General features: G+C 41.1%; 22 protein-coding genes. 8 read left to right on the top strand and 14 right to left on the bottom strand.

Features of this window, described 5'->3' with window-relative positions:
- Window positions 1-140 precede the first annotated feature (140 nt).
- The 4 genes from V7L07_RS19050 (at window position 141) to V7L07_RS19035 (ending at window position 4558) form a co-directional block, all read left to right on the top strand.
- A complete protein-coding gene (locus V7L07_RS19050; RefSeq protein WP_335060431.1) occupies window positions 141-983 on the top strand; it encodes an Rpn family recombination-promoting nuclease/putative transposase in 843 nt (280 codons plus the stop codon).
- Between the two features lie 276 nt (window positions 984-1259).
- A complete protein-coding gene (locus tag V7L07_RS19045) occupies window positions 1260-1862 on the top strand; it encodes a hypothetical protein (RefSeq protein WP_335060429.1) in 603 nt (200 codons plus the stop codon).
- A gap of 572 nt (window positions 1863-2434) precedes the next feature.
- Window positions 2435-4222 carry an aspartate--tRNA ligase gene (gene aspS, locus V7L07_RS19040; protein WP_335060427.1) on the top strand — a complete coding sequence of 596 codons (1788 nt, stop codon included), beginning with the start codon at window positions 2435-2437 and terminating at the stop codon, window positions 4220-4222.
- Between the two features lie 123 nt (window positions 4223-4345).
- Window positions 4346-4558, top strand: coding sequence for a DNA cytosine methyltransferase (locus V7L07_RS19035; protein ID WP_335060425.1), 213 nt, complete (start codon window positions 4346-4348; stop codon window positions 4556-4558).
- A gap of 115 nt (window positions 4559-4673) precedes the next feature.
- On the opposite strand, the gene pirA is transcribed toward V7L07_RS19035, so the two are convergent.
- Window positions 4674-4829, bottom strand: a complete 156-nt coding sequence (gene pirA, locus V7L07_RS19030; protein WP_335060423.1) for an arginine synthesis PII-interacting regulator PirA — start codon at window positions 4827-4829, stop codon at window positions 4674-4676.
- A gap of 111 nt (window positions 4830-4940) precedes the next feature.
- On the opposite strand from pirA, the gene V7L07_RS19025 reads away from it, so the two are divergent.
- Window positions 4941-5744, top strand: coding sequence for an SAM hydrolase/SAM-dependent halogenase family protein (locus V7L07_RS19025; RefSeq protein WP_335060421.1), 804 nt, complete (start codon window positions 4941-4943; stop codon window positions 5742-5744).
- On the opposite strand, the gene V7L07_RS19020 is transcribed toward V7L07_RS19025, so the two are convergent.
- Window positions 5741-6406, bottom strand: coding sequence for a GUN4 domain-containing protein (locus tag V7L07_RS19020; protein WP_335060419.1), 666 nt, complete (start codon window positions 6404-6406; stop codon window positions 5741-5743). The two genes, V7L07_RS19025 and V7L07_RS19020, sit on opposite strands and share 4 nt — an antisense overlap.
- A gap of 138 nt (window positions 6407-6544) precedes the next feature.
- On the opposite strand from V7L07_RS19020, the gene V7L07_RS19015 reads away from it, so the two are divergent.
- Entirely contained in the window at window positions 6545-7201 is a 657-nt protein-coding gene (locus tag V7L07_RS19015) for a DUF2301 domain-containing membrane protein (RefSeq protein WP_335060417.1), read from the top strand.
- A complete protein-coding gene (locus V7L07_RS19010; RefSeq protein ID WP_335060415.1) occupies window positions 7201-7890 on the top strand; it encodes a YdcF family protein in 690 nt (229 codons plus the stop codon). The genes V7L07_RS19015 and V7L07_RS19010 overlap by 1 nt, the downstream gene beginning before the upstream one ends.
- 60 nt (window positions 7891-7950) lie before the next feature.
- Here V7L07_RS19010 and V7L07_RS19005 read toward each other — a convergent pair whose 3' ends face one another.
- Window positions 7951-9009: an alpha/beta hydrolase gene (locus V7L07_RS19005; protein WP_335060413.1), complete on the bottom strand. Its 1059-nt coding sequence runs from the start codon at window positions 9007-9009 to the stop codon at window positions 7951-7953.
- 259 nt (window positions 9010-9268) lie between these two features.
- Between V7L07_RS19005 and dprA the strand changes: the two genes are divergently transcribed.
- Entirely contained in the window at window positions 9269-10387 is a 1119-nt protein-coding gene (gene dprA / locus V7L07_RS19000) for a DNA-processing protein DprA (RefSeq protein WP_335060411.1), read from the top strand.
- A 656-nt stretch (window positions 10388-11043) separates the two neighbouring features.
- On the opposite strand, the gene V7L07_RS18995 is transcribed toward dprA, so the two are convergent.
- The 11 genes from V7L07_RS18995 to V7L07_RS18950 all read right to left on the bottom strand — a co-directional run bounded on the left by V7L07_RS18995 (window position 11044) and on the right by V7L07_RS18950 (window position 22244).
- Window positions 11044-11868: an alpha/beta fold hydrolase gene (locus V7L07_RS18995; protein WP_335060409.1), complete on the bottom strand. Its 825-nt coding sequence runs from the start codon at window positions 11866-11868 to the stop codon at window positions 11044-11046.
- 501 nt (window positions 11869-12369) lie between these two features.
- A complete protein-coding gene (gene mgtA, locus V7L07_RS18990) occupies window positions 12370-15033 on the bottom strand; it encodes a magnesium-translocating P-type ATPase (RefSeq protein WP_335060407.1) in 2664 nt (887 codons plus the stop codon).
- 136 nt (window positions 15034-15169) lie between these two features.
- Window positions 15170-15475 (bottom strand): chaperone modulator CbpM, encoded by a 306-nt coding sequence (locus V7L07_RS18985; RefSeq protein ID WP_334775162.1) that lies wholly within the window; start codon window positions 15473-15475, stop codon window positions 15170-15172.
- A 134-nt stretch (window positions 15476-15609) separates the two neighbouring features.
- Window positions 15610-16554 (bottom strand): DnaJ C-terminal domain-containing protein, encoded by a 945-nt coding sequence (locus V7L07_RS18980; RefSeq protein WP_335060405.1) that lies wholly within the window; start codon window positions 16552-16554, stop codon window positions 15610-15612.
- 156 nt (window positions 16555-16710) lie between these two features.
- The gene (locus V7L07_RS33510; protein ID WP_442936068.1) at window positions 16711-16800 is read right to left on the bottom strand and encodes an AtpZ/AtpI family protein; all 90 of its coding nucleotides are present in this window, start codon (window positions 16798-16800) and stop codon (window positions 16711-16713) included.
- 72 nt (window positions 16801-16872) lie between these two features.
- A complete protein-coding gene (locus tag V7L07_RS18975) occupies window positions 16873-17025 on the bottom strand; it encodes a hypothetical protein (protein WP_335060403.1) in 153 nt (50 codons plus the stop codon).
- Window positions 17026-17119: 94 nt separating this feature from the next.
- Complete coding sequence (locus V7L07_RS18970) at window positions 17120-19054, bottom strand: glycosyltransferase family A protein (RefSeq protein ID WP_335060401.1); 1935 nt, start codon at window positions 19052-19054, stop codon at window positions 17120-17122.
- A gap of 766 nt (window positions 19055-19820) precedes the next feature.
- Window positions 19821-20498 (bottom strand): hypothetical protein, encoded by a 678-nt coding sequence (locus V7L07_RS18965; RefSeq protein WP_335060399.1) that lies wholly within the window; start codon window positions 20496-20498, stop codon window positions 19821-19823.
- 108 nt (window positions 20499-20606) lie between these two features.
- Window positions 20607-21746, bottom strand: coding sequence for a ferrochelatase (locus tag V7L07_RS18960; RefSeq protein ID WP_335060397.1), 1140 nt, complete (start codon window positions 21744-21746; stop codon window positions 20607-20609).
- A gap of 10 nt (window positions 21747-21756) precedes the next feature.
- On the bottom strand, window positions 21757-22065 hold the full coding sequence (locus tag V7L07_RS18955; protein WP_335060395.1) for a hypothetical protein: 309 nt from the start codon (window positions 22063-22065) through the stop codon (window positions 21757-21759).
- 44 nt (window positions 22066-22109) lie between these two features.
- A complete protein-coding gene (locus V7L07_RS18950) occupies window positions 22110-22244 on the bottom strand; it encodes a hypothetical protein (RefSeq protein WP_335060393.1) in 135 nt (44 codons plus the stop codon).
- Window positions 22245-22658 lie beyond the last annotated feature (414 nt).

Below are 22658 nucleotides of genomic sequence, written 5' to 3'. Positions count from 1 at the left end.
AGTCAGCAGTGAGGATGCTGTAGAAGAAATTACTCAACTCAGGGAAGCGATCTGGCACAATTGCGATCGTTGCAGTGCGTTCCAAGTGTAATTTTAGCGATCGGCCTCTGGTCTGTTATTAAACTGATATAATCTGGTCTATGTTCGATAATGTCTGCAAGTTTCTCGCCGAGTCATTTTCCAGCGACTTTGCAACTTGGCTACTCGGTGAACCAATAACTCTTACCCAACTTAGTCCATCTGAATTATCTCTTGAACCCATCCGCGCCGATGCACTAATTTTGTTGCAGTCCGATGAAATTGTCCTCCATCTCGAATTCCAAACGACACCTAAAGCCGATATTCCCTTTCGGATGAGTGATTATCGTTTGCGGGGGTATAGAAAATTTCCCCATAAGCGAATGCGTCAGGTAGTTATTTACCTAAAACCAAGCGATTCTGAGCTAGTCTATCAAACAGAATTTGTTCTAGAAAATAGCCTCCATAGATTTGAAGTAATTCGACTTTGGGAACAGCCAACCGAAGTATTTTTCAATTCTCCAGGTTTGCTACCCTTTGCAGCTTTAAGCCAAACCAACGATCAAACGCGAACTTTAGAAGAAGTCGCCCAAGTTATTGAAGCACTAAACGACACCCGAATCCGCAGTAATGTTGCTGCATCAACAGCAGTGTTAGCTGGGCTAGTATTAAATAAAGAGTTGATTAAAAAAATTTTGCGGAGTGATATTATGCGCGAATCTGTAATTTATCAAGATATTCTGCAAGAAGGGCTTACAAAAGGGCTTGAACAGGGTATTGAACAGGGTATTGAACAGGGCATTGAACAAGGTATTGAACAAGGTATTGAACAAAAAGCTCAGGAAATTGCTATTAAAATGATTAATAAAGGTATCAACCTGGAAATAATTGTTGATGTCACAGGTTTAACTGTTGAGCAGGTTCAAAAATTACAGGCGAAAACAAAAGATACTCAAACTGAGTGATATTATGCGCTAAGGGACTCGCGCCAAAATAAAGTACCAGTTGAAAACCCTGAATCCATCATAAAACAGTAAAACCTGATTGCTATATCGGTACATTATTTAATTGCAAGTCCCTAATCTGTGATTTATTAAGATATTCTGCAAGAACGACTGAAGCAAAAAGCCCAGTAAATTGCAGTAAATATGCTCAATCAAGCAGTGGAGGCTCTTGTTGATTCCATTGCCAACAAGACACCTATAAGCGTGATAGGATCAATATATTTAATCATATTTATAATGTCTTATAGTGACTTTTCGCTGTCAAAAGTCAAACGCGACTTTAACTTAACTACGGTTGAGAATGGACGGTTTTTACCCGAAACCCAGTCCATAGAACCTAGTATTTACCTCAAAGAAGCACTAAGCGAAGGACTACCACTAGCAACAGCAACAGGCTCAGAAAAAGCTCGATCAGAGTTAATTATTAGTCCAATCCTTGTAGAAGTTAGGAAAATTCTCGAACGTAAAGTCAGCTTTTTTTCGGGTGAAGATTTTACCGTCGCATCAGAATTAGGCTTAACTGGAGTATGTGATTTTTTAATTAGCCGCTCACCCGAACAAATATTTATTGAAGCTCCTGCGATCGTGATTATTGAAGCGAAAAAAGGTGATTTAAAACCTGGTTTAGGACAATGTGCAGCAGAAATGATTGCTCCGCAAAAGTTTAATGAAATCAATAATATACCGATTAAGACAATTTATGGTAGCGTCAGCAGCGGTACGGCTTGGCGATTTTTGAAATTAGAAGGGCAAACACTGAGTATTGATTTGAATGATTATACTGTTCCGCCAGTGGAAATACTATTGGGAATGTTGGTTTGGATGGTGCGGGAAGGTTGAAATGCAGAATTCAACGAAAATCGGCGGGAATCCCATCCCAACAAGAGGGGTGTCCAGGATAGCCGCCCGCCGATTTAGTCATTAGCACCAATGACTAATGACTAATGACTATAAGACTCATATTTGATTTGGTGAAAAACACTCAGTACACTTTTATTCCTGACTTCTCTGTTCCCCGTTCCCTCCCTGTCGCGCTTGCGCTGCGCTTCTCTGCGAGAGGCTTCTCTTTCAGAGACGCGAACGTCAACGCGCATCGTACAAATAATTTCAGGAATCAAAGCGGATTCCTATAATGACTTCAATTTCCTCCAGGCTTCAAGCCGGGGGATGAGTTAACCGAATCGAGTATGGGCATCCATTAAGGTGATAATTGCTGCTGTCTGTGTGATAGTTTTTCACCTCCCTGTGTATGCAAAACCTAGCTTCTCGGTGTGATGGCTTTTCTTATATATATGTAAGATTATTTGATTTTTTCTTTCACCAGAACTACTACAATTACTATTGATGCTAGATAATGGGAAGGCTTTGACATTTTCTTCCCAATCTAGCCCAGGAAACAATAATTAACACTTATGCGAACTCATTATTGCGGCGAACTCCGAAAAGAACATATTGGAGAAACAGTTACCTTTTACGGATGGGTAGACCGTCGCCGCGATCACGGTGGTGTGATATTTTTAGATTTACGCGATCGCACTGGAATCGTCCAAATCGTCAGTGACCCGCAACGCACCCCAGATTCTTACGAATATGCGAATGCTCTCCGAAATGAATATGTTGTCGAAATCACTGGTAGGGTAACGCAACGTCCCGAAGAATCGTTGAATACCCGCATTCCAACAGGCGAGGTTGAAATCTACGCCGATAAAATTAAACTCCTCAATGCTGTCCGCAAACAGTTACCTTTCCAAGTTTCTGTAGCTGATACCGAGACAGTGCGGGAAGACTTGCGGCTGAAATATCGTTATTTAGATTTGCGACGCGAACGCATGGCGCAAAATTTGCAACTGCGTCATCAAATTGTTAAAGCCATGCGTCGTTATTTGGAAGATTTGGAAGGTTTTATTGAAGTCGAAACCCCAATACTTACCCGTTCTACCCCAGAAGGGGCGCGGGATTATGTTCTACCCAGTCGCGTCAATCCTGGTGAGTGGTATGCTTTGCCGCAATCACCCCAGCTATTTAAACAATTGCTGATGGTATCTGGCTTAGATAGATATTATCAGATTGCCCGTTGCTTTCGTGATGAAGATTTACGCGCCGACAGACAACCAGAATTTACCCAGTTGGACATGGAAATGAGCTTCATGTCCCAAGAAGAAATTATCGAGCTAAACGAGAATTTAGTTTGCCATATCTTCAAAACCGTTAAAGACATTGAGTTACAGCGCCCTTTCCCACGTCTCACTTACGCTGAGGGGATGGAACGCTACGGTAGTGATAAACCAGATACCCGCTATGGTTTGGAATTAGTTGATGTCTCAGATATTGTGAAAGACTCTGGTTTCAAAGTCTTTCGGGACACTGTTACCAATGGTGGTATCGTCAAAATTCTGCCCATTCCCAACGGTAACGATGTAATTTCTAACGTCCGCATTAAACCAGGCGGCGACTTATTTAGAGAAGCCAGCGAAGCCGGTGCTAGAGGTTTAGCTTATATCCGCGTCAGGGATGATGGCGAAATTGACACCATTGGCGCGATTAAAGACAACTTAAGCGAAGCACAAAAACAAGAAATTTTACGCCGCACAGGTGCAAAAGCTGGACATCTGCTGTTGTTTGGGGCAGGGGAAGCTGCTACAGTTAATAAAACTTTAGATCGATTACGACAAGCGATCGCTAAAGAATTTAACTTAATTGATCCAGAAAAAATCAACTTACTCTGGATTACAGATTTCCCAATGTTCGAGTGGAATGCTGACGAAAAGCGTCTAGAAGCACTACACCACCCATTTACAGCACCACATCCCGATGATTTGAGCGATTTAAAAACTGCACGCGCTCAAGCTTACGACTTAGTACTTAACGGCGTAGAAGTTGGCGGCGGAAGTCTGCGGATTTATCAACGAGAAATTCAACAGCAAGTCTTTGAAGCTATTGGTTTATCTCCTGAAGAAGCACAAAGTAAATTTGGCTTTCTCTTAGAAGCATTTGAATATGGTACACCGCCGCATGGTGGCATCGCTTACGGTTTAGATCGTTTGGTAATGTTGCTAGCTGGAGAAGAATCTATTCGAGATGTCATTGCTTTTCCGAAGACGCAACAAGCGCGTTGTTTGTTAACAGATGCACCTTCGAGTGTAGATGCTAAACAGTTGAAAGAATTGCACGTTGCTTCAACTTATAAACCAAAGTCTTAGTGAACTAGAGAATTTTTCTAAGTAGGGTGGGCATTGCCCACCAATTACTTTAATTTAGAACGCAAAGATAATGAATAATATACCTCTTTGCTCACAAGCATAATTTGGATTTCAAAATTGTAGATGACAACAAACAAACTCAAAGCCTTAGAGCTTTTTGCTGGTATCGGTGGGTTTCGCCTGGGTATGGCGAATGCAAATATTCAAACAGTATGGGCAAATGATATTAACGAGCTTTGCTGTAAAGTTTATGAAAGTAATTTTGGCAAAGATTCTATTGTTTTAGGCGATATCGCAGCACAGTTACGAGCTTTGGGTATTGAGCCGGAAGTGTGAGTATGGGAGTGGGTTAAAAAACGCTGTAAGAGCAAAATTGCCAGGAAACCCCCTAGAAAGAAAAAACCCGCCGTAGCGGGTTACACAACAAAACTATGAACAATGAAAACTTGATTTAGTTGGAATACCTCATCTCAGCTTCTAGTTGACGAATCAGTTGTTCGTCGCCTTTTGCTCTGGCTACTTCCAAGCGATGCTCTAGGCTTTTTTGAATATTTGCTCTGTGAGCTTCTCGTGATTTGCTCACACTTTGTAGTCTATTTTGACTCATAGTGATTACCCTCTTTAATTATTTGCTGTATATCTTGCATCCTTAACATAACACACATTTTGTAGCTGTTGCTACAGAAAATTATAACTTTATAGATATTTTATCTTAAATATGTCTAAGAAGCAGATAGATCAACAACCACTTATAACTTTGCTCAGTGATTTTGGCGATCGCGATGTTTATGTAGGCATAATGAAGGGAGTCATAGCCCAAATCAACCCCAGGCTGACGATTGTAGACTTAACGCACCAAATTCCGCCGCAAGATATCGCCGCCGCAAGGTTTAGTTTGATGAATGCTTATCCCTATTTCCCAGTTGGGACAGTGCATCTGGCAGTAGTAGATCCGGGTGTGGGAAGCAAGCGACGAGCGATCGCAGTAGAATTTGCTCAAGGGTTTTTGGTCGGCCCGGATAATGGTATATTTAGCGGGGTACTCAGTCAAAGTCCTGCGATCGCCGCCGTTGAACTTACAAATCTTAACTATTGGCGAACTCCTCAACCAAGCAAGACTTTTCACGGTAGGGATATCTTTGCCCCAGTGGGAGCGAATCTTGCTAGTGGTGTACCCTTCAAACGGCTAGGACAAGAAATTGATCCAGCAAGTTTGGTAAAACTGGATATAGACAACTGCAACCAAACAACAACTGGTGTAGTAGGTTGTATTCAATATATTGACCACTTTGGCAACCTAGTGAGTAATATTCCAGGGAGTCACGTACAAGGCAAAACTTGGTATGTACAAGTGGGTGGGTTGACTATACCAGGTTGTGAAACTTACAGTGATGTCAAGCTGGGAGAGATAATAGCTTTAGTTGGCAGTCACGGCTGGGTAGAAATTGCCATTAATAGCGGTAATGTTCACTCACAGTTGCAGTTAGATTGCCAAGAAACGCTTCAAGTGGTGCTAACTTAAATACCACATCTCGATAGTGCCCCATCCAGAGAAACACCAAAGTTATATCCTCTTTCCACAGTTGGTAGATGTCCTGGGGGGAAGGTTTTAAAGTTTGGTTCCTTACCAGGTTTATACTCGTATCTTTTAGTTTGCTGATTATAGTTCCACTGAATCAGCCAGTCGCCTGTTAAGGTTTGCCATCCTACCGCGTCATACATCTTGCGATAGTTGTTTTTTTCTTCCCTCAAAATTTTTTCTTGAGCGCTAAAGCCCAACTTACCATCACTAGCTGTACTCCAAAGCCTGTCAATGGTTTTCAAATCAACACACGAAAGTGCATTCATTTCATCTTTCCCAATCGCACCCTCAGCCAGTGCCTTAGTCCCTGCAACATCTAGCATTCTCAGGTAAGTTTCTCGGTCAGATCCTTGCCAATCTTTGCTTTGTAAATATTTCTGCAACTGGCTGTAATCGACATTACGGGCTGTGGTAATTTCTATTTGCTTCAATGAGCTAGAATTAGTAGTTGTGTTGACTAAATTAGTGTTTCCTAGACTTTTGCTCTCAGACTTAGACCGTGTTAGCGAATATCCAATCCAGGCTAAAACAGCAAATATACCTATAAGACTTGCTGTGATGAGTAAAGTTAGCGCCAGAACAGTCTGATTATTCTTTGCCATTTTTGGATGCTTCTGATTACTTTGAATGCCCCAGGTAAAATTTAGTCTAATCATTACCAGATAATAGATGTATATTTTAGCTTTTTTTGAGAATTGTCAAGATTAATACATATACAAAACAATCTTCATTAGCAAACTATGACTACACAAACACTCTCTACACCAGAAGTTTATCAAGGTCAATTTGGGGAATTTACAATTACTCAGAGCGATCGCACTGGCGTAATTATCTACCGCGCTGGGTTGATGGTAGCAGCACTGAGCTTTGCTATCGGCAGCGCTTTGGTTTTACTCAACAATAACCAGACTGTTATAACTGCACTCACACCTCTATATGCTTGTTTTAGTCTTGCTCTTGGTGTAAGTCTATTTACCATTCATATTTACATGGCATCACTACACCGAACGTTGCAAATTTTTTGGGCGATCGGTACCATAGCATCAGTGATTCTGGCAATCACTAGTAGTGAACCTTTAGCTCTTACTGTTTACAATCAACCGATTACCTTATTTGGAGTTGGCTTTATCTTCGTTGCTTTGACAGGTATTTATTTTAAAGAGGCTTTTTGCTTCAATCGCCTAGAAACCAAAGTATTAACACCAATAGTACCGATATTATTGTTAGGACATCTAGTAGGAATTTTACCAACTCAGGGGGAAAGTGTTTTATTAGGAATTTGGGCAATCTTATTTTTGGTGTTTGCCCTGCGAAAAACAGTGCAAGCAATTCCTGCTGATATTGGAGATAAGTCTGTGTTTACCTATTTAAAGGAACAACGTTTAGCTAAGGTTTAATGCGGACAAAAAATCGTCGGTGTCAAAAATTTCCCAAAATTAAAATAATCAAGCGCCAAGAAATGTGGACACTTACGGCTCAGGGGTGGGCAATTGCGATCGCTTTGATTGCTTATTTAATATTTTTCATTTTTACTCATGTACACTCATTTCTCGCCGTAACTTCCCCAATCGACTCAGCAGAAGTATTAGTTGTTGAAGGATGGCTACCAGATTACGCTATAGAAAAAGCTTTAACTGAATTTAAAACTGGTTCTTATCGGCAAATAATTACTACCGGAGGCACATTAGGAAAAGGCAGTTATCTTATCGGATACAAGAACTTTGCAGAAGTGTCAGCCGCCACCTTCATAAAACTCGGTTTAGAAGCAGAAAAAGTCGTAGCTGTTCCGACACCTTTCGTAGTTAAAGATCGGAGTTATGCCTCTGCTGCCGAATTTCATCGCTGGCTATCCAATTCAAATTTACAGATAGAATCAATTAATCTTTTTTCCTTAGATGTTCATGCTCGTAGAAGTTGGTTTCTTTTTAGAAAAATACTTACCCCTAATATTAAAGTTGGTGTGATTGCTGCCAAAACGCAAGATTACAATCCAACAAATTGGTGGAGTTCTAGCGAAGGTGTGCGGACAATTCTTGATGAAGGTATTGCTTATCTTTATGCACGGTTTTTGAGTTGGAAAGCCTAACAATGATATTTTAGATTTTAGATTTCTTATTCAATCCAAAATCCAAAATCCAAAATTGTCTTACTTACCCAAGATTTGCAATAATGCTTCCCGATAAATTTTCAGGCCCTCTGCATTTAGATGATCGCCATCACTGGTTAAATTTTCTTTAAGAACATTATTGTCATATAATGGTGCTAGTCCTGCTGCTGCAACTGGCACTTTTTCTGTTTCAGCAACTTGATTAATCAGAACATTAATTTTTTCAACTTTCGGAAGCGGCGCTGATACAGTTGGATCTAAGCTGGCTGCAACTGTTGAATAAAAAGCTGGAATCAGAAAAATTTCTTTAGTTCCCATTGTGCGGATAAGTGCGATCGCCTCTTGCAGATTTTTGGTAAACAACTCATCACTAATCCCATACCAAGCATCATTTCCACCTATAGCAATAATCGCTTTTTCACATTTAACCTTGGTAGGAATTAGACTTTTCAGTTGTTCCACTAATGAGATTGTACTCAGACCATTTAACCCAAAATTAAAAGTACCATTCCCCAGAGTATTGCCAAGTTCAGCCGAAACAGAATCGCCAAATAAACAACCTGAGAACTGTTTATCTTGGGCAGCGAGTATCTGATATTGCAGGGCAATTTTCCCTAAAGGTGAAGAACTTACGTCGTCTTTCGGCGGTGCGTTATCAGAACCAGAAGATAAATTTGCCATGCCGACTAGCTTCTGAATTTTTGACACATCAACAACTAATTGACTGCTGGGATAAGCTTCTAGAAAGCTAGTTATTCCCAGACCTTCTGGTGATTTTGCTCCTACAATAATTGCAGATCGTAGCGCTTGTGTACTGGCTTGATCGCGACGAGCGATCGCACCAGAAGCAAAAGATAAAATTTGCTTGCCCATTCCTGTATTTATCAGCTTATCTAAAGCCGCAATATCAAGAGACATTTTCACTTTCAGAGCATCTTGAAACTTCTGTTTCTCCTTAGGGCTGAGGTAATTTAGGAAAGATTGCAAATCGCTAGAAGCCTTTTGTGTCTCGTCATAGTTGCGTATATCTGCCACCGGAACCGATTGCTCAAACAATCCGTATCTGAAAACAATCTTTTCGGCTGCCAAACTAGGCACACTATGCACCAGTAAAAATATTAAGCACCCAGATAGGCTTATTAAAAGACGATAAAAATATTTCATCACAAAAGATCAAAAAAGAGATAGTCAATAGTTAATAGTCAAGAGTCAAGAGTCAAAAGTCAAGGGGAATTGGGAAAGAAAAAGCAGAAGTAGAGACGGCGATTCATCGCGTCTCTTGCCTTAACTCCACCCCGCCATCAACAGCCAACCCTAATTTGGGAATACTCAATCCAGTAGGCGTGAGGATGGAACGGTGGTAGAAGAAGGTGCATATTGGCTAGCTTGGGCGCAAATTTCAGGGATTGGCCCGGTGTTACTGCGACGACTGCAACAGCATTTTGGTACGCTGGCAACCGCTTGGAAGGCTACCAAAGCACAGTTAGGAGAAGTGGAAGGTTTGGGTTTTCAAACACTAGAAAAAGTAGTACAACAGCGATCGCGTTTGCACCCAGAACAACTATTCATTCAGCACCAGCAGGAAAATTCCCATTTCTGGACACCAGCAGATGCAGATTATCCCCGCTTACTGCTAGAAACTCCCAGTCCGCCGCCAATTTTATACTATCGCGGTGAAGTCGAACTCCAAGAAAATCTCGGACAAAAACCAATGGTTGGAATTGTCGGAACCCGCCAACCCTCAGAATATGGTATCCGTTGGACTCGGCAAATTAGTACAGCTTTGGCGAAAAATGGCTTTACAGTTGTCTCTGGGATGGCAGAGGGAATTGACACAGAAAGCCACATCGCCGCCATGAAAGCAGGTGGAAGGACGATCGCAGTTTTGGGAACTGGTGTAGATGTCATCTATCCACATAAAAATCGGGATTTGTATAAGCAAATTTTGACGGCTGGTTTAGTTGTGAGTGAGTACCCCACAAAAACCCCACCCGATCGCACTCACTTTCCCCGTCGCAACCGAATTATTGCAGGCTTAAGCCGCGCCATCCTGGTAATGGAAGCGCCATTAAAATCAGGTGCCCTAATTACTGCTACCTACGCCAATGAATTTGGTAGAGATGTCTATGCCTTACCTGGAAGATTGGACGATTATCCATCCCAAGGGTGCTTAAAGTTATTGAGTCAGGGAGCAACTTTCATTCTTAAGGAATTAGACGAACTGTTAACAATGCTAGGAGCAATACCACAACTGGATGGAATTGAGGCTTCAATAGCACCACAACAGTTAAGTTTGCCAACTTTATCGCCAGAATTGCAAACGATAATGGATGCGATCGCAAATGATCCTTTACCCTTTGATTTTATTGTCCAACAAACCGGTATGGCTGCTGGCTCAGTTTCCGGTGCTTTATTACAGTTAGAACTTATGGGTTTCGTTTCACAACTACCAGGGATGCGGTATCAAAAAAGTTAAGAGTTAAAAGAAAAGGTTCTTCAATACCTTTCTTTCCTTGTTAGTGTTGACCACTTCACCACCGCCTTTACTTAACATTGGCAAGTGGTACTTGAAAGCATTGTAAGGCAATGCTTTCAAGAGTATGCAAATATTGCAAGCGGTAGAGAACTATACCTGAACTTTGCCGCTTGCATTCCTAAATTTTATAACTGCAAGGATCAAATATTTCTATAAATATGAGTAAAGTTTTACAAATAAGCGGTGCGATCGCTGAGTTTGGCTATATTTGGTAGAGTCGATGCCCGGTATTATCCGGGGCACCTCTCTGTTAAATCTGGGCGTGCGACTTTCAGGACTGGCTACCGTGATTCACTAATCAATGTTTCCTATCATCCGATTCTACAATTCTAGGCATTGAGCCGAGATATGTGTTTTTTCAGGCAAGATGGTCTGAAAATCCCTATTTCAGTATAAGTTTGCCGCGATGGCAAACTTTTCCTTTAAGTCACATCACACTACGCATCGCTGTTGCCCGACCGTGGCTGTCAACAGCAGACATTACAGGCAACTTTAGGCACTTCACCAAAGTCCCTCGCCCGTCTGCTTCATCACTTTGTTAGACACTTTGGGGTGGCAGCAGCAAGCCTTACCTGAGCAAGAGGCGCAGTTCGCGTCTACGACTGAATGAATTCTAGGAGATCGGCATTGATCTGGTCTGCGTTCGTCGTCGGCATACCGTGCGGGAAACCCTTGTAAGTTTTCAATATCGCGCCCTTCACCAACTTGGCGCTCAACGGGCCGGAGTTAGCATAAGGTACAATCTGGTCATCATCGCCATGCATCACCAGGGTCGGCACTGAGATTTTCTTCAGATCCTCCGTGAAGTCGGTCTGAGAGAAAGCCACGATGCCATCATAGTGTGCCTTAGCCCCGCCCATCATGCCTTGGCGCCACCAATTCTCAATCACCCCTTGGGATGCCTTCACGCCCGGACGATTGTAACCGTAAAAGGGCCCAGCAGGCACGTCCCAATAAAATTGCGCCCGGTTGGTGGCCACCTGCGCTTGGAAGTCGTCGAATACTTCTTTGGGCAGACCGCCGGGATTTGTGGGGGTTTTCACCATCAGTGGCGGCACTGCGCTGATAAGGACAGCCTTGGCGACACGACTCTCGCCGTGGCGTGCTATGTAACGTGTGACTTCCCCGCCGCCGGTTGAGTGACCGACATGGATGGCATTCTCTAAATCAAGATGCGCGGTGAGTGCGGCAAGATCATCGGCGTAGTGATCCATATCGTGTCCATCGCTGACTTGGTTCGAGCGTCCATGACCTCGCCGATCATGAGCGATAACACGATAGCCGTGACTCAAGAAGAATATCATCTGGGTGTCCCAATCGTCGGCTGATAGAGGCCAGCCGTGCGAAAAAACGATGGGCTGACCACTGCCCCAGTCCTTGTAGTAAATCTCTGTCCCGTCTTTGACTTTGATTGTACTCATGTATTTTTCTCCAGTAAGTTGTTTAAGCGGTGGTGACGGGTTCGTTGATAAGCAATTGTAAAATACCAACCGCGCGATAACTACCTAGCGATAACTACCTAAAATTAGGTGATTATTATATAGAATTTTTCCACATAACATCCTCAATTAGAATCTTTTGCGGAAAATTTTTGAATATTATAGCAATCCGATAGCGAAGCGGTAGCGAGTCAGATGCTCCTGCGTCGCTAACGCTGCGCTATCGAGCGTCTTTGATTTCTGAATCACTCGTAGAGGTAAGGGATTGGGGACTGGGAAGAAGGAATAAAGGTGTACTGAGTTTTGTTCAAAAATCAAGTATGAGTCCTATAGTGCAAATAAAATAGGACTTACGCATTGACAAAACCAACTTTAACTGAAAATCAATAGCTAATTATCGAAGCTCAAAAATGGGTAGTAAGTAGAACGTATTCTAAATCTGGCTAATCCAAGTGTTTTTTTCTCATTTGTGAGAAATCTGGGTTAGGTATATCCATATTTCTTGATGAACCAAGTTTTCACAAATTGAGTCAATACGCAATAGCAAGTTAGGATTAAAGCTAACCAGAGAAAATAAACGGCTGGCAAAGCAACAAACCCTAAATCGGGTGCGATCGGAGAAAATGGCAGATACATTCCGACTGCCATCACAGTGGCGGTGATCGTGAGCATAGGTAAAGAAGCCCGACTCTGGAAAAAAGGTACTTTAGCCGTGCGAATCACATGGACAATCAGTGTTTGAGTCATCAGACTTTCTACAAACCAACCCGTTTGGAACAAAGCTTGATTGTCTACAGAGTTTGCCCCAAAGACAAACCACATCAAGGCATAAGTGGAATAGTCGAAAATAGAGCTAACCGGGCCGATGAAGATCATAAATCGCCGGATATTATCAACTTTCCATTTCGGTGGCTTGATTAGGGCTTCTCGATCCACATCATCAAAGGGGATGCCAGTTTGCGAAAAGTCGTAGAGGAGATTATTGATCAATATCTGCACTGGCTGCATCGGTAAAAATGGCAGAATAGCACTCGCACCCAAGACGCTAAACATATTGCCAAAGTTAGAGCTAGTGCCCATTCTGATATATTTAATGATGTTGGCAAACGTTTTGCGACCTTCAATGACTCCAGCTTCCAGAACCAACAAGTTTTTTTCTAATAAAATGATGTCTGCCGACTCTTTGGCAATATCAACTGCGGTATCAACTGAGATGCCCACATCAGCCTCCCGCAGAGCAGCTGCATCATTGATACCATCTCCCATGTATCCTACAATATTGCCTTTTTTTCGCAGCACTTGAATAACTTTAGCTTTTTGAGTGGGAGAGAATTTAGCAAAAATAGTTGTGGTTGCAGCAGATGAAGCTAATTCATCATCTGATAAAGAGTCAATATCGCTACCTAATAAAACCTTTTGGACAGGTAAGCCAACATCTTTGCAGATTTTACGAGTAATGATTTCATTATCACCGGTGATAATTTTTATCTCAACTCCATTGCGTTTGAGTGCTTTAATTGCTTGGGCTGCGGAATCTTTAGGCGGATCGAGAAACGCAATGTTGCCCAACAGAACCAAATCACTCTCATCGGTAATGGCGTAATGTGATTGATCAGTTGGCATGACTTTGTATGCCACCGCAACTACCCGTAACCCTTCAGAGTTTAGCTTTTGTTGTAAATCGGCTACCTTGGTGCGGACTGACTCATCGATTGGCAAAACCTGATCATTAACTTTGAGTTGGGTACAGACTTTGAGGACTTCTTCAACAGCACCTTTGCAAATTAGGACGTGCTGTTTTCCCATTTCTTCGACGACAACAGACATGCGACGACGCACAAAGTCAAAGGGAATTTCATCAAATTTCTGGTAGTTTTTCTCAATGTCTAAAGATGCCAGTTCTTGATTGTGATCGAGAACGGCGATATCCAATAAATTTTTTAAGCCAGTCTGGTAAAAACTATTAAGATAAGCATATTTGAGGACATCTGTACTTTCTTGACCGTAGGGATCTAAATGCCTCTGTAAAACGATTTTATCTTGGGTGAGAGTGCCTGTTTTGTCAGTACAGAGAATATTCATGGAGCCAAAATCTTGAATTGCATCAATGTTTTTGACAATCACCTTTTTGTTAGACATGGTAATTGCCCCCTTGGCTAAATTTGCCGTGACAATCACAGGTAACATCTCTGGAGCCAATCCCACAGCCACAGATAAAGCGAAGGTGAATGCCTCGATCCAATTGCCTTTAACTACCCCATTGATCAAAAAGACTAGTGGAGCCATGACCAGCATAAAGCGCAACAGCAACATAGTCACGCCATTCACACCTTTGTCAAAGCTCGTGCGTGGTTTGCGTCCGCTAACGGTTTTCGCCAGTGATGCTAGATAAGTATGACTACCCGTTTCGGCGACAACGGCTGTTCCAGAACCACTGACTACCGCCGTACCCATAAAACAGAGATTGACTAACTCTAGTGGGTTTTTCTCCTTTTTATCCAGGAGTTCTGCGTGTTTTTCAGTGGGTAGAGATTCTCCGGTGAGGGTTGACTGACTGAGGAATAAATCTTTCGTCGCAATCAGCCTGACATCAGCTGGAATCATATCTCCGGCTGAAAGAAAGATGACATCACCAGGAACCAGCAACTTTACGGCAATTTCCTTTCCTGCTGTTATTCCCTTCTCTTTTTTCGGTGTGGCATCCTTGCGATTCACCGTTGCCGTTGCGCTCACCATTTCCCGCAGCTTTTCGGCAGCTTTGTTCGACTGAAATTCTTGTGAAAAGCGCAGTAACCCACCGAAAATCACCATCGCAAAAATGATGAGGGCAGCTGTCGGACTCCCAGTTAACAGTGAAATTGTCGCCAGAACAATAAGTAAAAGCGAGAGGGGATTAGTCACCGTTTTTAGGAGTTGGACATACCACGCGATCGCTTTTTCACGAGCGATCTCATTTAGCCCTGATTTCCCTAACCTCTGCTTGGCTTCAGTCTCAGTCAGCCCTTCCAAAGAAGTGTCAAATAAGTGCAGAACTCCATCCACATCATGTTGAGCGATATCAATTAGCGCCTTGGATGAGTCTACAGATTGGCTAGATCCCGTTTTAGGTTTTTTGGATGAATTGGGAGACTGGCTTAACGTCTTCATAAGATAAGCTCCAAAACGTGGAGAGTTGGGGATTCATCGGTTTGATTTTTTTTGGGGTTAATCAATAGAAGCGATCGCTTTGGTACTGGAAAAGTTGGGATGTTTAAATTCGTCGCTACTTATCTAAATTGGGAAGTTATGAATATGAATGAGACTGATACACCTTTAGCTGTGCCCGTAATTGGGCAATTTCAGTCGTCATATCTAGCACCATTGCCGCTCCGACTAAGTTTAGCCCCAAATCTCGACGCAAGCGTTGAATCTGAGCAATTCGCGCAATCTCGCGGGAATGCAGCAAATCACCGATGGGTTCGATTACGCCTAACTCAACATAAAACTTCACCAGCGTCATCGAAGTCTTAGTGATTAACGCAGCATATTCAAAGCTGTAAAGTTGCTCACCTTCGAGGGAAACCACGGTTTTTGAAAGGCTGAAAGTCATACAATTTTAGATTTTAGATTTTGGATTTTGGATTGACCCACAGATAAATCTAGGAGCTTGAGAATTTTAGATTTCGGATTTTTGATTTATTCCACAGATAAATCTGCTTGCTCTTTAACCTAAAGAAATATTGGTCATAATTTAATTTCCTCTAACTGGGTACGTGGGTTAAAGCTAGTGTTTGCCTGGATTTTTTCGTAGTATTCTTGCTCGATCGCACTCAGGTCTTGCGGCGTGACAATCTGAAGTTTGGCAAATAAGTCACCTCGTCCCCCTTTTGGCAATGTCCACCCTTTGCCGCGCAGTCTGAGCGATTGCCCCGATCGCACTCCTTTGGGAATTTTCATCGTCACGCTACCATCAGGAGTAGGGACGCTAATTTCTGCCCCTAAAACCGCTTCATCGGGGCGAATGGGAATGTCACAAACGAGGTTATCGCCCTCAAATCGATAGAAGGGATGAGTTAAGACCTCGATAGTTAAATATAAATCGCCGCGCTGTTGAGAGAACGGACTAGGAAGACCTTTACCCTTGAGCCGAATTCGACTGCCTGGTTTTGCACCTGCGGGAATACGGACGTTGATGGTTTCCTCGTCGAGTTGCAGCCGTTTCTGGACACCGTGAAATGCTTCAGAAAATGTGAGGGCGATCGCAGCTTCAGTATCCGGTGCAGGAGCTTGAGAACGAAATCCCCCATTAAAATCATCAAAGCCACCAGTGGGGGTTTTACGTCTCGATCGACCCAGCAGATCGTTGATAAACGAATCAAAATCGCCGTACTGATCGAAGTCGCCCGTCCCAGCATTAGTTCCGCTAGGTGTCGGCGCTTCAGTGTAACCAGGGTGATTCCAGTGCTGACCAAAGCGATCGTACTTCTGCCGCTTCTCTGGATCGGAGAGTACTTCATTCGCTTCGTTTAGTTCTTTGAACTTTGTTTCTGCATCTTTGTCTCCAGGATTGAGGTCAGGATGATATTTGCGGGCAAGTTTGCGATAAACCCGTTTAATTTCTTCAGGGGTTACGGTTTTGCTTACTCCCAAAATGGCATAGTAGTCTTTGAAGTCTGTTGTAGTTGGCATTAGTGACCTCTCGATTGCAGGTTATTTTTGAATTTTGAATTGTTATTCTCCTTCTTCCTGGTTCGGAGAATCGGCTGGATATGAAAGAAAATCATCAGGTGGTTGAGTTCTTGCCATACGTTTCTGCTCCTGCAATACCCATTCCCATACAATCAACTAACCAATGGTTAAACCTGCTAGCATCAGGGCTAATGTCCATGAGAACTGACTAGGAAATCGTAAATCGAGCCAGATTCCTAGTGCCATTGATCGCGGCTGTTTCGATCAGGATTTTGTTGGGTAAGACAACTTTGAGCCGCATTTCTGATAGTGTGGAGGTCATAATTTTTTGCTCCCCTCTGGTGCTTTTACGACTTCATTAATTGAGCCGATTATGTAAAGCGATCGCTCTGGTATCTCAAAAAACTCGTCATTGAGAATACGCTCACATCCTTCTAGTACATCGTCTAATTCGACTAATTTGCCTGTCAAACCTGTAAACTAGGCAGTGGAAAAGAAAGGTTGAGTGAGAAAACGTTATAAACGTCTTACCTGGGATACCACTTGGCGATCGCCTACCGACTATTTATATTAACTGATTGTTTGTAGGAATTCTGAGTGCTTTTTTAATACGAAACCAAATGTTTCTTAATTGCCAGAACTTACTAGTTTCCATTGCTTTAATAATTTTTGTACTATATTCTAGTTGTATCTGCAATTTTTGTACATCCAAATTTTGGTAATTATAACCTGAATTAATCTCGGCATTAGACATAATATGTTTAGATGAAGAAAATTCTTTTTTCCAAAACATATTTTTTAGACGTTTATTACTTTCGTTCCAAATTTGCTCGGTTTCAAAAGTAGAGTTGTCTTTTTTAGAATATCGCCAATAAAATTCGCAAGTTGCTTCATAACTAAAAATAAATTTTGTTTTCCTACAAAAATTTAATAGTAAAAACATATCCTCTGCTACTTTTAACTCAGGATCATTTTTGCATTCTTCATCCAATAAAGACGTTCTTGCTATGAAGCTATTAGATGCGATAAAATTATCAAAGATTAGAATTCTGTTAATATCAAATGGCTCGAAGTGTGCTAGTGTTGTTTCTTCTCTAGCTAATTCTAATCTATTACCTTTATTGACTTCACTGTTGCCTTGTTCCCAAACCCGAATAGCTCCTGAATATGCAACTCCTGCATCCTCAAATTTTTCTAGAAGAGATACTAAAGAGTAAACGTGGTTAGGATGAATTAAATCATCATCATCTAATATTCCGAAATATTCGGAACTAACAGCATTTAAGCCTTCTGTAATTTGAGTACTTCTAAAACCGGAAATTTGTGATCTGATAACTTTTATCGGGAATTTACCTTCATATTTTTTTATCAGAGCATCTAAATACTCTAGCTTTTTGTAGTTAACTATTATCACACCTATATTGCTGTAAACCTGACTGGCAATACTGTCTAAACAACGCTTAACAGTTTCTTCATTTCTATCTCCTGTTCTTACAATTATTTCAACATGCTTGTTATTTGCCTTATTATCATCTACTGATGTGACAAAGCCTTTTTCTCTAATTAATTTTTGATGGTGTGGAACTAAAGATAATAACAAGTTCTCTAAGCTATATTTTTCCATGAAAATTTGATGTGCAAGCGCAGACATTTCTATTGCTTCTTGCTGATTATTTTGAATCCATCGGACATATCTGGATATTTGGGTAACTTTTTCTAAAGGACTTAATTGAGAATCTATATAAAATACCGAATCACCAAAGGCTTCCTTTATAAAAGGATGTTCTTCGCATATTCCCACTGCACCAGAAGCCGCAATTTCAAATATTCTCATGGATGGTACTGCTGCTTTACAGTGTTCTTCTTTGTGTAAACACAGTCCTAACCCTGCTTGATTCAAAACGTTCAAAAGGCTTACTCCATCAAATGGAATCGAGCCTTTATACGCTCGATTTAAGTATTTCCAAGCGTCTTGTGGGCCATATATCTCCATATATTCTTTAGTGTCTAGATATTGAAATAGTTCTTTAAAACGTAATCCATCCCAATTAATGCCTACATAAACTAAGTGAGGATTTTCCAAATTAGGCTTTTGGTAAGTAACTTGATGGCAACTAGTATAAAATGGTGTTATGAAGGACTTTTTGTTAGTTGCATATAATGTATCTTTCAACCAAGTATTTATTTGAGGTGATGAAGACAGATAACCATCGTAACTCAAAATGTTTGCTTTAACTTTTCCTTGCTTGACGTGGTTTTGATACTGTTCAAAAAAATCAGGAGGATTCCACATACAACCATAAGTTGGAAATCCTGCAATTTTTGCTGTCTTGAAGTGAAGTGCCAATACAAAATCAGGTTTAAATTGCTTGATTTCAGATGATGTTGCGACTTCGATCGCTTCCCAACCTAGATTTTTTGCTGCGATACAAAGTCTTTCAGTAAGCTCTGTTTCAGCACAATTTTCGCCAAAAAATGCATTTTCAATTGCAATTTTCATCACTTCTTTCCTCACTCATATCTAGATTGCATAGCGTGTTCTAAAAATTAATTTTAGCTCTTATGTCAGTGCGGTTACATTGGCTATACTCAAGTTTTTTGAGCTTTTAATTGTTTTTTTTGGAGATTTTAAACCAGAGTTAATGGGCAGACGTTTTGAAAAGTTAGCAGGGTTATAGCATCTAGAAATACCAATCCAGAAGCAGAGTTTGAGTTTATGTGCGTAGCTTGCCGCCGTAGGCATAGCGGCATAAAGCATATAGAAAATCACAAAGTTGAAGAATACCCATATCAACGTGTGAATGACTTTAATTAGTATCAATTTGATTTCACTTTTTATAAAAGCAACGCAAGAGCCAAAATGTCTTTACTTTCTTTCAACTACCTACTCTTATTGGTGTTTTTGACTTCATTAGTCTTGTGAGTATTCTTCATCTCATTGATTGAGTCTAATTAACAAATCTGGCTTTCGGTATCATGGTGACAAGCAATTGTTTGATTTCCTGAATGAATTGATTGAATACGATACAATATGTAACTAAAAATGTACAAGTCCATCATTTCTGTAAAAATCAATCAATTGGTCATTTCATCTCTTCGTCACCCTTACTTACAATTTTATGACTAACCATCTATAGGACTCACATCTGATTTTTGAACAAGATTTCAGAGAAAAGCCTTATAAAACAGGCTGTTCAGTCTCAGTATGTTTTCAGAAATCAAATCGGAATCCTATATTACGCCGTGTTGTACTATAGCAATAGAAGTTAACTGATATTTAGGTACTTCAACACGATATTTGAGTACTTCAACACGATATTTGGGTACTTCAACACGATATTTGGGTACTTCAACACGATATTTGGGTACTTCAACACGATATTTGGGTACTTCAACACGATATTTAGGTACTTCAACACGATATTTGGGTACTTCAACACGATATTTGGGTACTTCAACACGATATTTGGGTACTTCAACACGATATTTGAGTACTTCAAAACGATATTTGAGTACTTCAACACTTCCTGTTTAATTTTATCAAGCCCTTTCTTTCGGAAATCCTTTTTCATCACATTATCTTTACTGTAAAAGTTTCGCACCACCCAGCCAGAAAATCCTTCTATTTCCATGCTTGCCGTTGTCAGTCCGTCACGATATTTCTCAGCATCCTTACTAGAGAATCTGATCCAGTCAGCTAACTCTTGCTGCGCTGGGTTGCGATCGCATTGAAGGCGGTTAGCAACGATAGTTTGTTCGTTAATAAATTGACTTTCTTTACTGCTGACAGGTAAATAATGAATAAATTCCGGTTCTGAATTGACAAAATATAGCGCTTCTCGTTTGGATGCAATACATTTTGACCTCTCTCCAAACCTCTCTCCTAAAAGGAGAGAGGCTTTGATGCTCTTTACCCTTCCCTGCGAGGGAAGGGTAAAGAGCAACTAATTTGCATTATTAAAAATTAAAAAATGCGGAATATCCTTTTATATAAAGTTATATAAAGATTGGTGGATAAATCCCGCACTGTGGTTTTTAACCTATTTCAAAGTTCAGTCAAAATCAAGTCTTCTAGTTTGAATATGCTCGTGGTGTTGCGGCACTGACAGCATTGCTTCAATGTGAGGATTTGCCCATTCTGCGGCTATTTTCAGAAAATCAGGATCGTCATTGACACAATCGAGTGGTGTGTAAGTCACCGTTGGATATTGACGCTGCAAATATTGAATTGCATCTTCGACATCGAGAATAGTTTCATAATTATCTGTCACCCATCCGAGGGGTTTAAATAGAATGGTTTGGGCACCTGCTGTAATCAAGCTTTTCGCGGCTTGTTTCAAATCGGGCTGTGACCAATTGATGAAAGGTGTGTCATGATTCACCCAACCGATGGAGACTAGGGGATATTGATGCTGCAACTGTGCTTGGACGCGATCGTAAAGGGCTTGTCCATCAATTACCCCGGTTAAAAGTCCTTGCGCTTTTTCTGGGCCACCGTGAACCGTTAATACAATCCCAATCTGAGACTCAAAAAAGCGACCAGTGCATAGCTGATTTAGAGTTTCCTTAATCCGTCGTACCATTAAATCAATGTAGGCAGTCTCAGTCGCAAAGGCTGGAATATATCGAATTGCTTTGAAGGTCGAATTTTGAGGCTGATTTACAGATGCAGTTGCAGCAATCACTTCATTGACTTGCTCGACAGCTATTTTGCCCGTAAATGCAGAATCGACCACAAGCATTGGATAAATTAGCAAATTCTGAAAACCTTGCTCAATGATATTTGTTACAACTTCTTGCACAAAAGGTTGACAGAAATAAAAACCTTTGAACACTTGCACCCGATTATTTCCCCATTGGTGTTGTAACTGTTCCTCAATACCAAGACGTTGTTTCTCAAAAATCTCATTTTCGGGCGACATGAAATGATCGTGCTTGACTCCAAAATTGTACAAATCTTGAAGTGCGAGAAACCAACCAGCAAGAGGGTATAGCCATTCTGGAATGGGCACAAACTGAGATGCAATATACTTAGTTGCAGCTTGGTTGTAAACACTCAGAGCGCGGTAAGATTGCACCTCACCATACCCTGCAAGCAAAACTGCAACGCGTTCGTGCAGCGTCGGCTCTGCCGAATCGCTATTTTGGGTTCCGACGGGCTGCGTCGCTTGAGATTGGTGACTAATAATCATTGCTTTAAGCCTAAATAGATTGTTTTCTAGAAGTACGCTGCAAACGAAGCCACATAAAAATTCCAGTAAAAAGTAATACAAGCAAGCCGAGAGCATTCAAGAAGGGATAAATGACTTCTAGATTAAGTATTCCAAAGTCTCCTTTGTGCCAATGTAATAACCAGTGAAACTCATCTTTTTTGCCTGCTAAATCAACAATTTGATAAACCGTTCCTGTAATGGTTGTCAGCAATAAAGGTAACAACATAATTGGCGCAAGCATGAGATGAAGATGGCGAATATCTTGAAAATATTGGCTGTTATTTTTGGCGGTTGTCATAAAATAATTCCCTTAATTGCGGGCTGATGAAAAATGAGTTTAGGCTAAAAAATTACCACAAATGGAACGCCCGCATCTATGTCGTTTTTTTCAATTGATGGGCTTCCATTACCTGTGAGAACATCATCTAAAATTGCGATCGCTTGGCAATAAACAGCCCTTTGTTTAATATCATACACTCAGCCCGTTCAGCAATTGCCGTATCCGTAATCTCTCCCTGCAAAGGTGTGCTATATTTTATCAAACTCTCTAGTACTTGAGTTACCTAAATAACAGGAACATCATTAGAATAGCGATCACGGTTGTCCACCCAGAACTAACAACTTGCTCAATTTCAGGCTCAATAACTATCATGCTGATCTCCTTTTAAATTTATATAAAAAATTTGATGGATCAATGTTGTACAAATTGTGGTATTAATTTGCGATTTATGATAAAAATCTAGCCTTGGCTTAACCCAAGTTCTTCAATACTTTCAGACGGAACTGTTTCAGGCTCAACTGTTTCAGGCTCAACTGTTTCAGGCTCAACTGTTTCAGGCTCAACTGTTTCAGGCTCAACTGTTTCAGGCTCAACTGTTTCAGGCTCAACTG

Source organism: Nostoc sp. (genome assembly GCF_036916985.1).
Taxonomy (GTDB): Bacteria; Cyanobacteriota; Cyanobacteriia; order Cyanobacteriales; family Nostocaceae; genus Nostoc.
The sequence above is the reverse complement of the archived record's forward strand: the minus strand, read 5'-3'. Positions and strand labels throughout refer to the sequence as shown.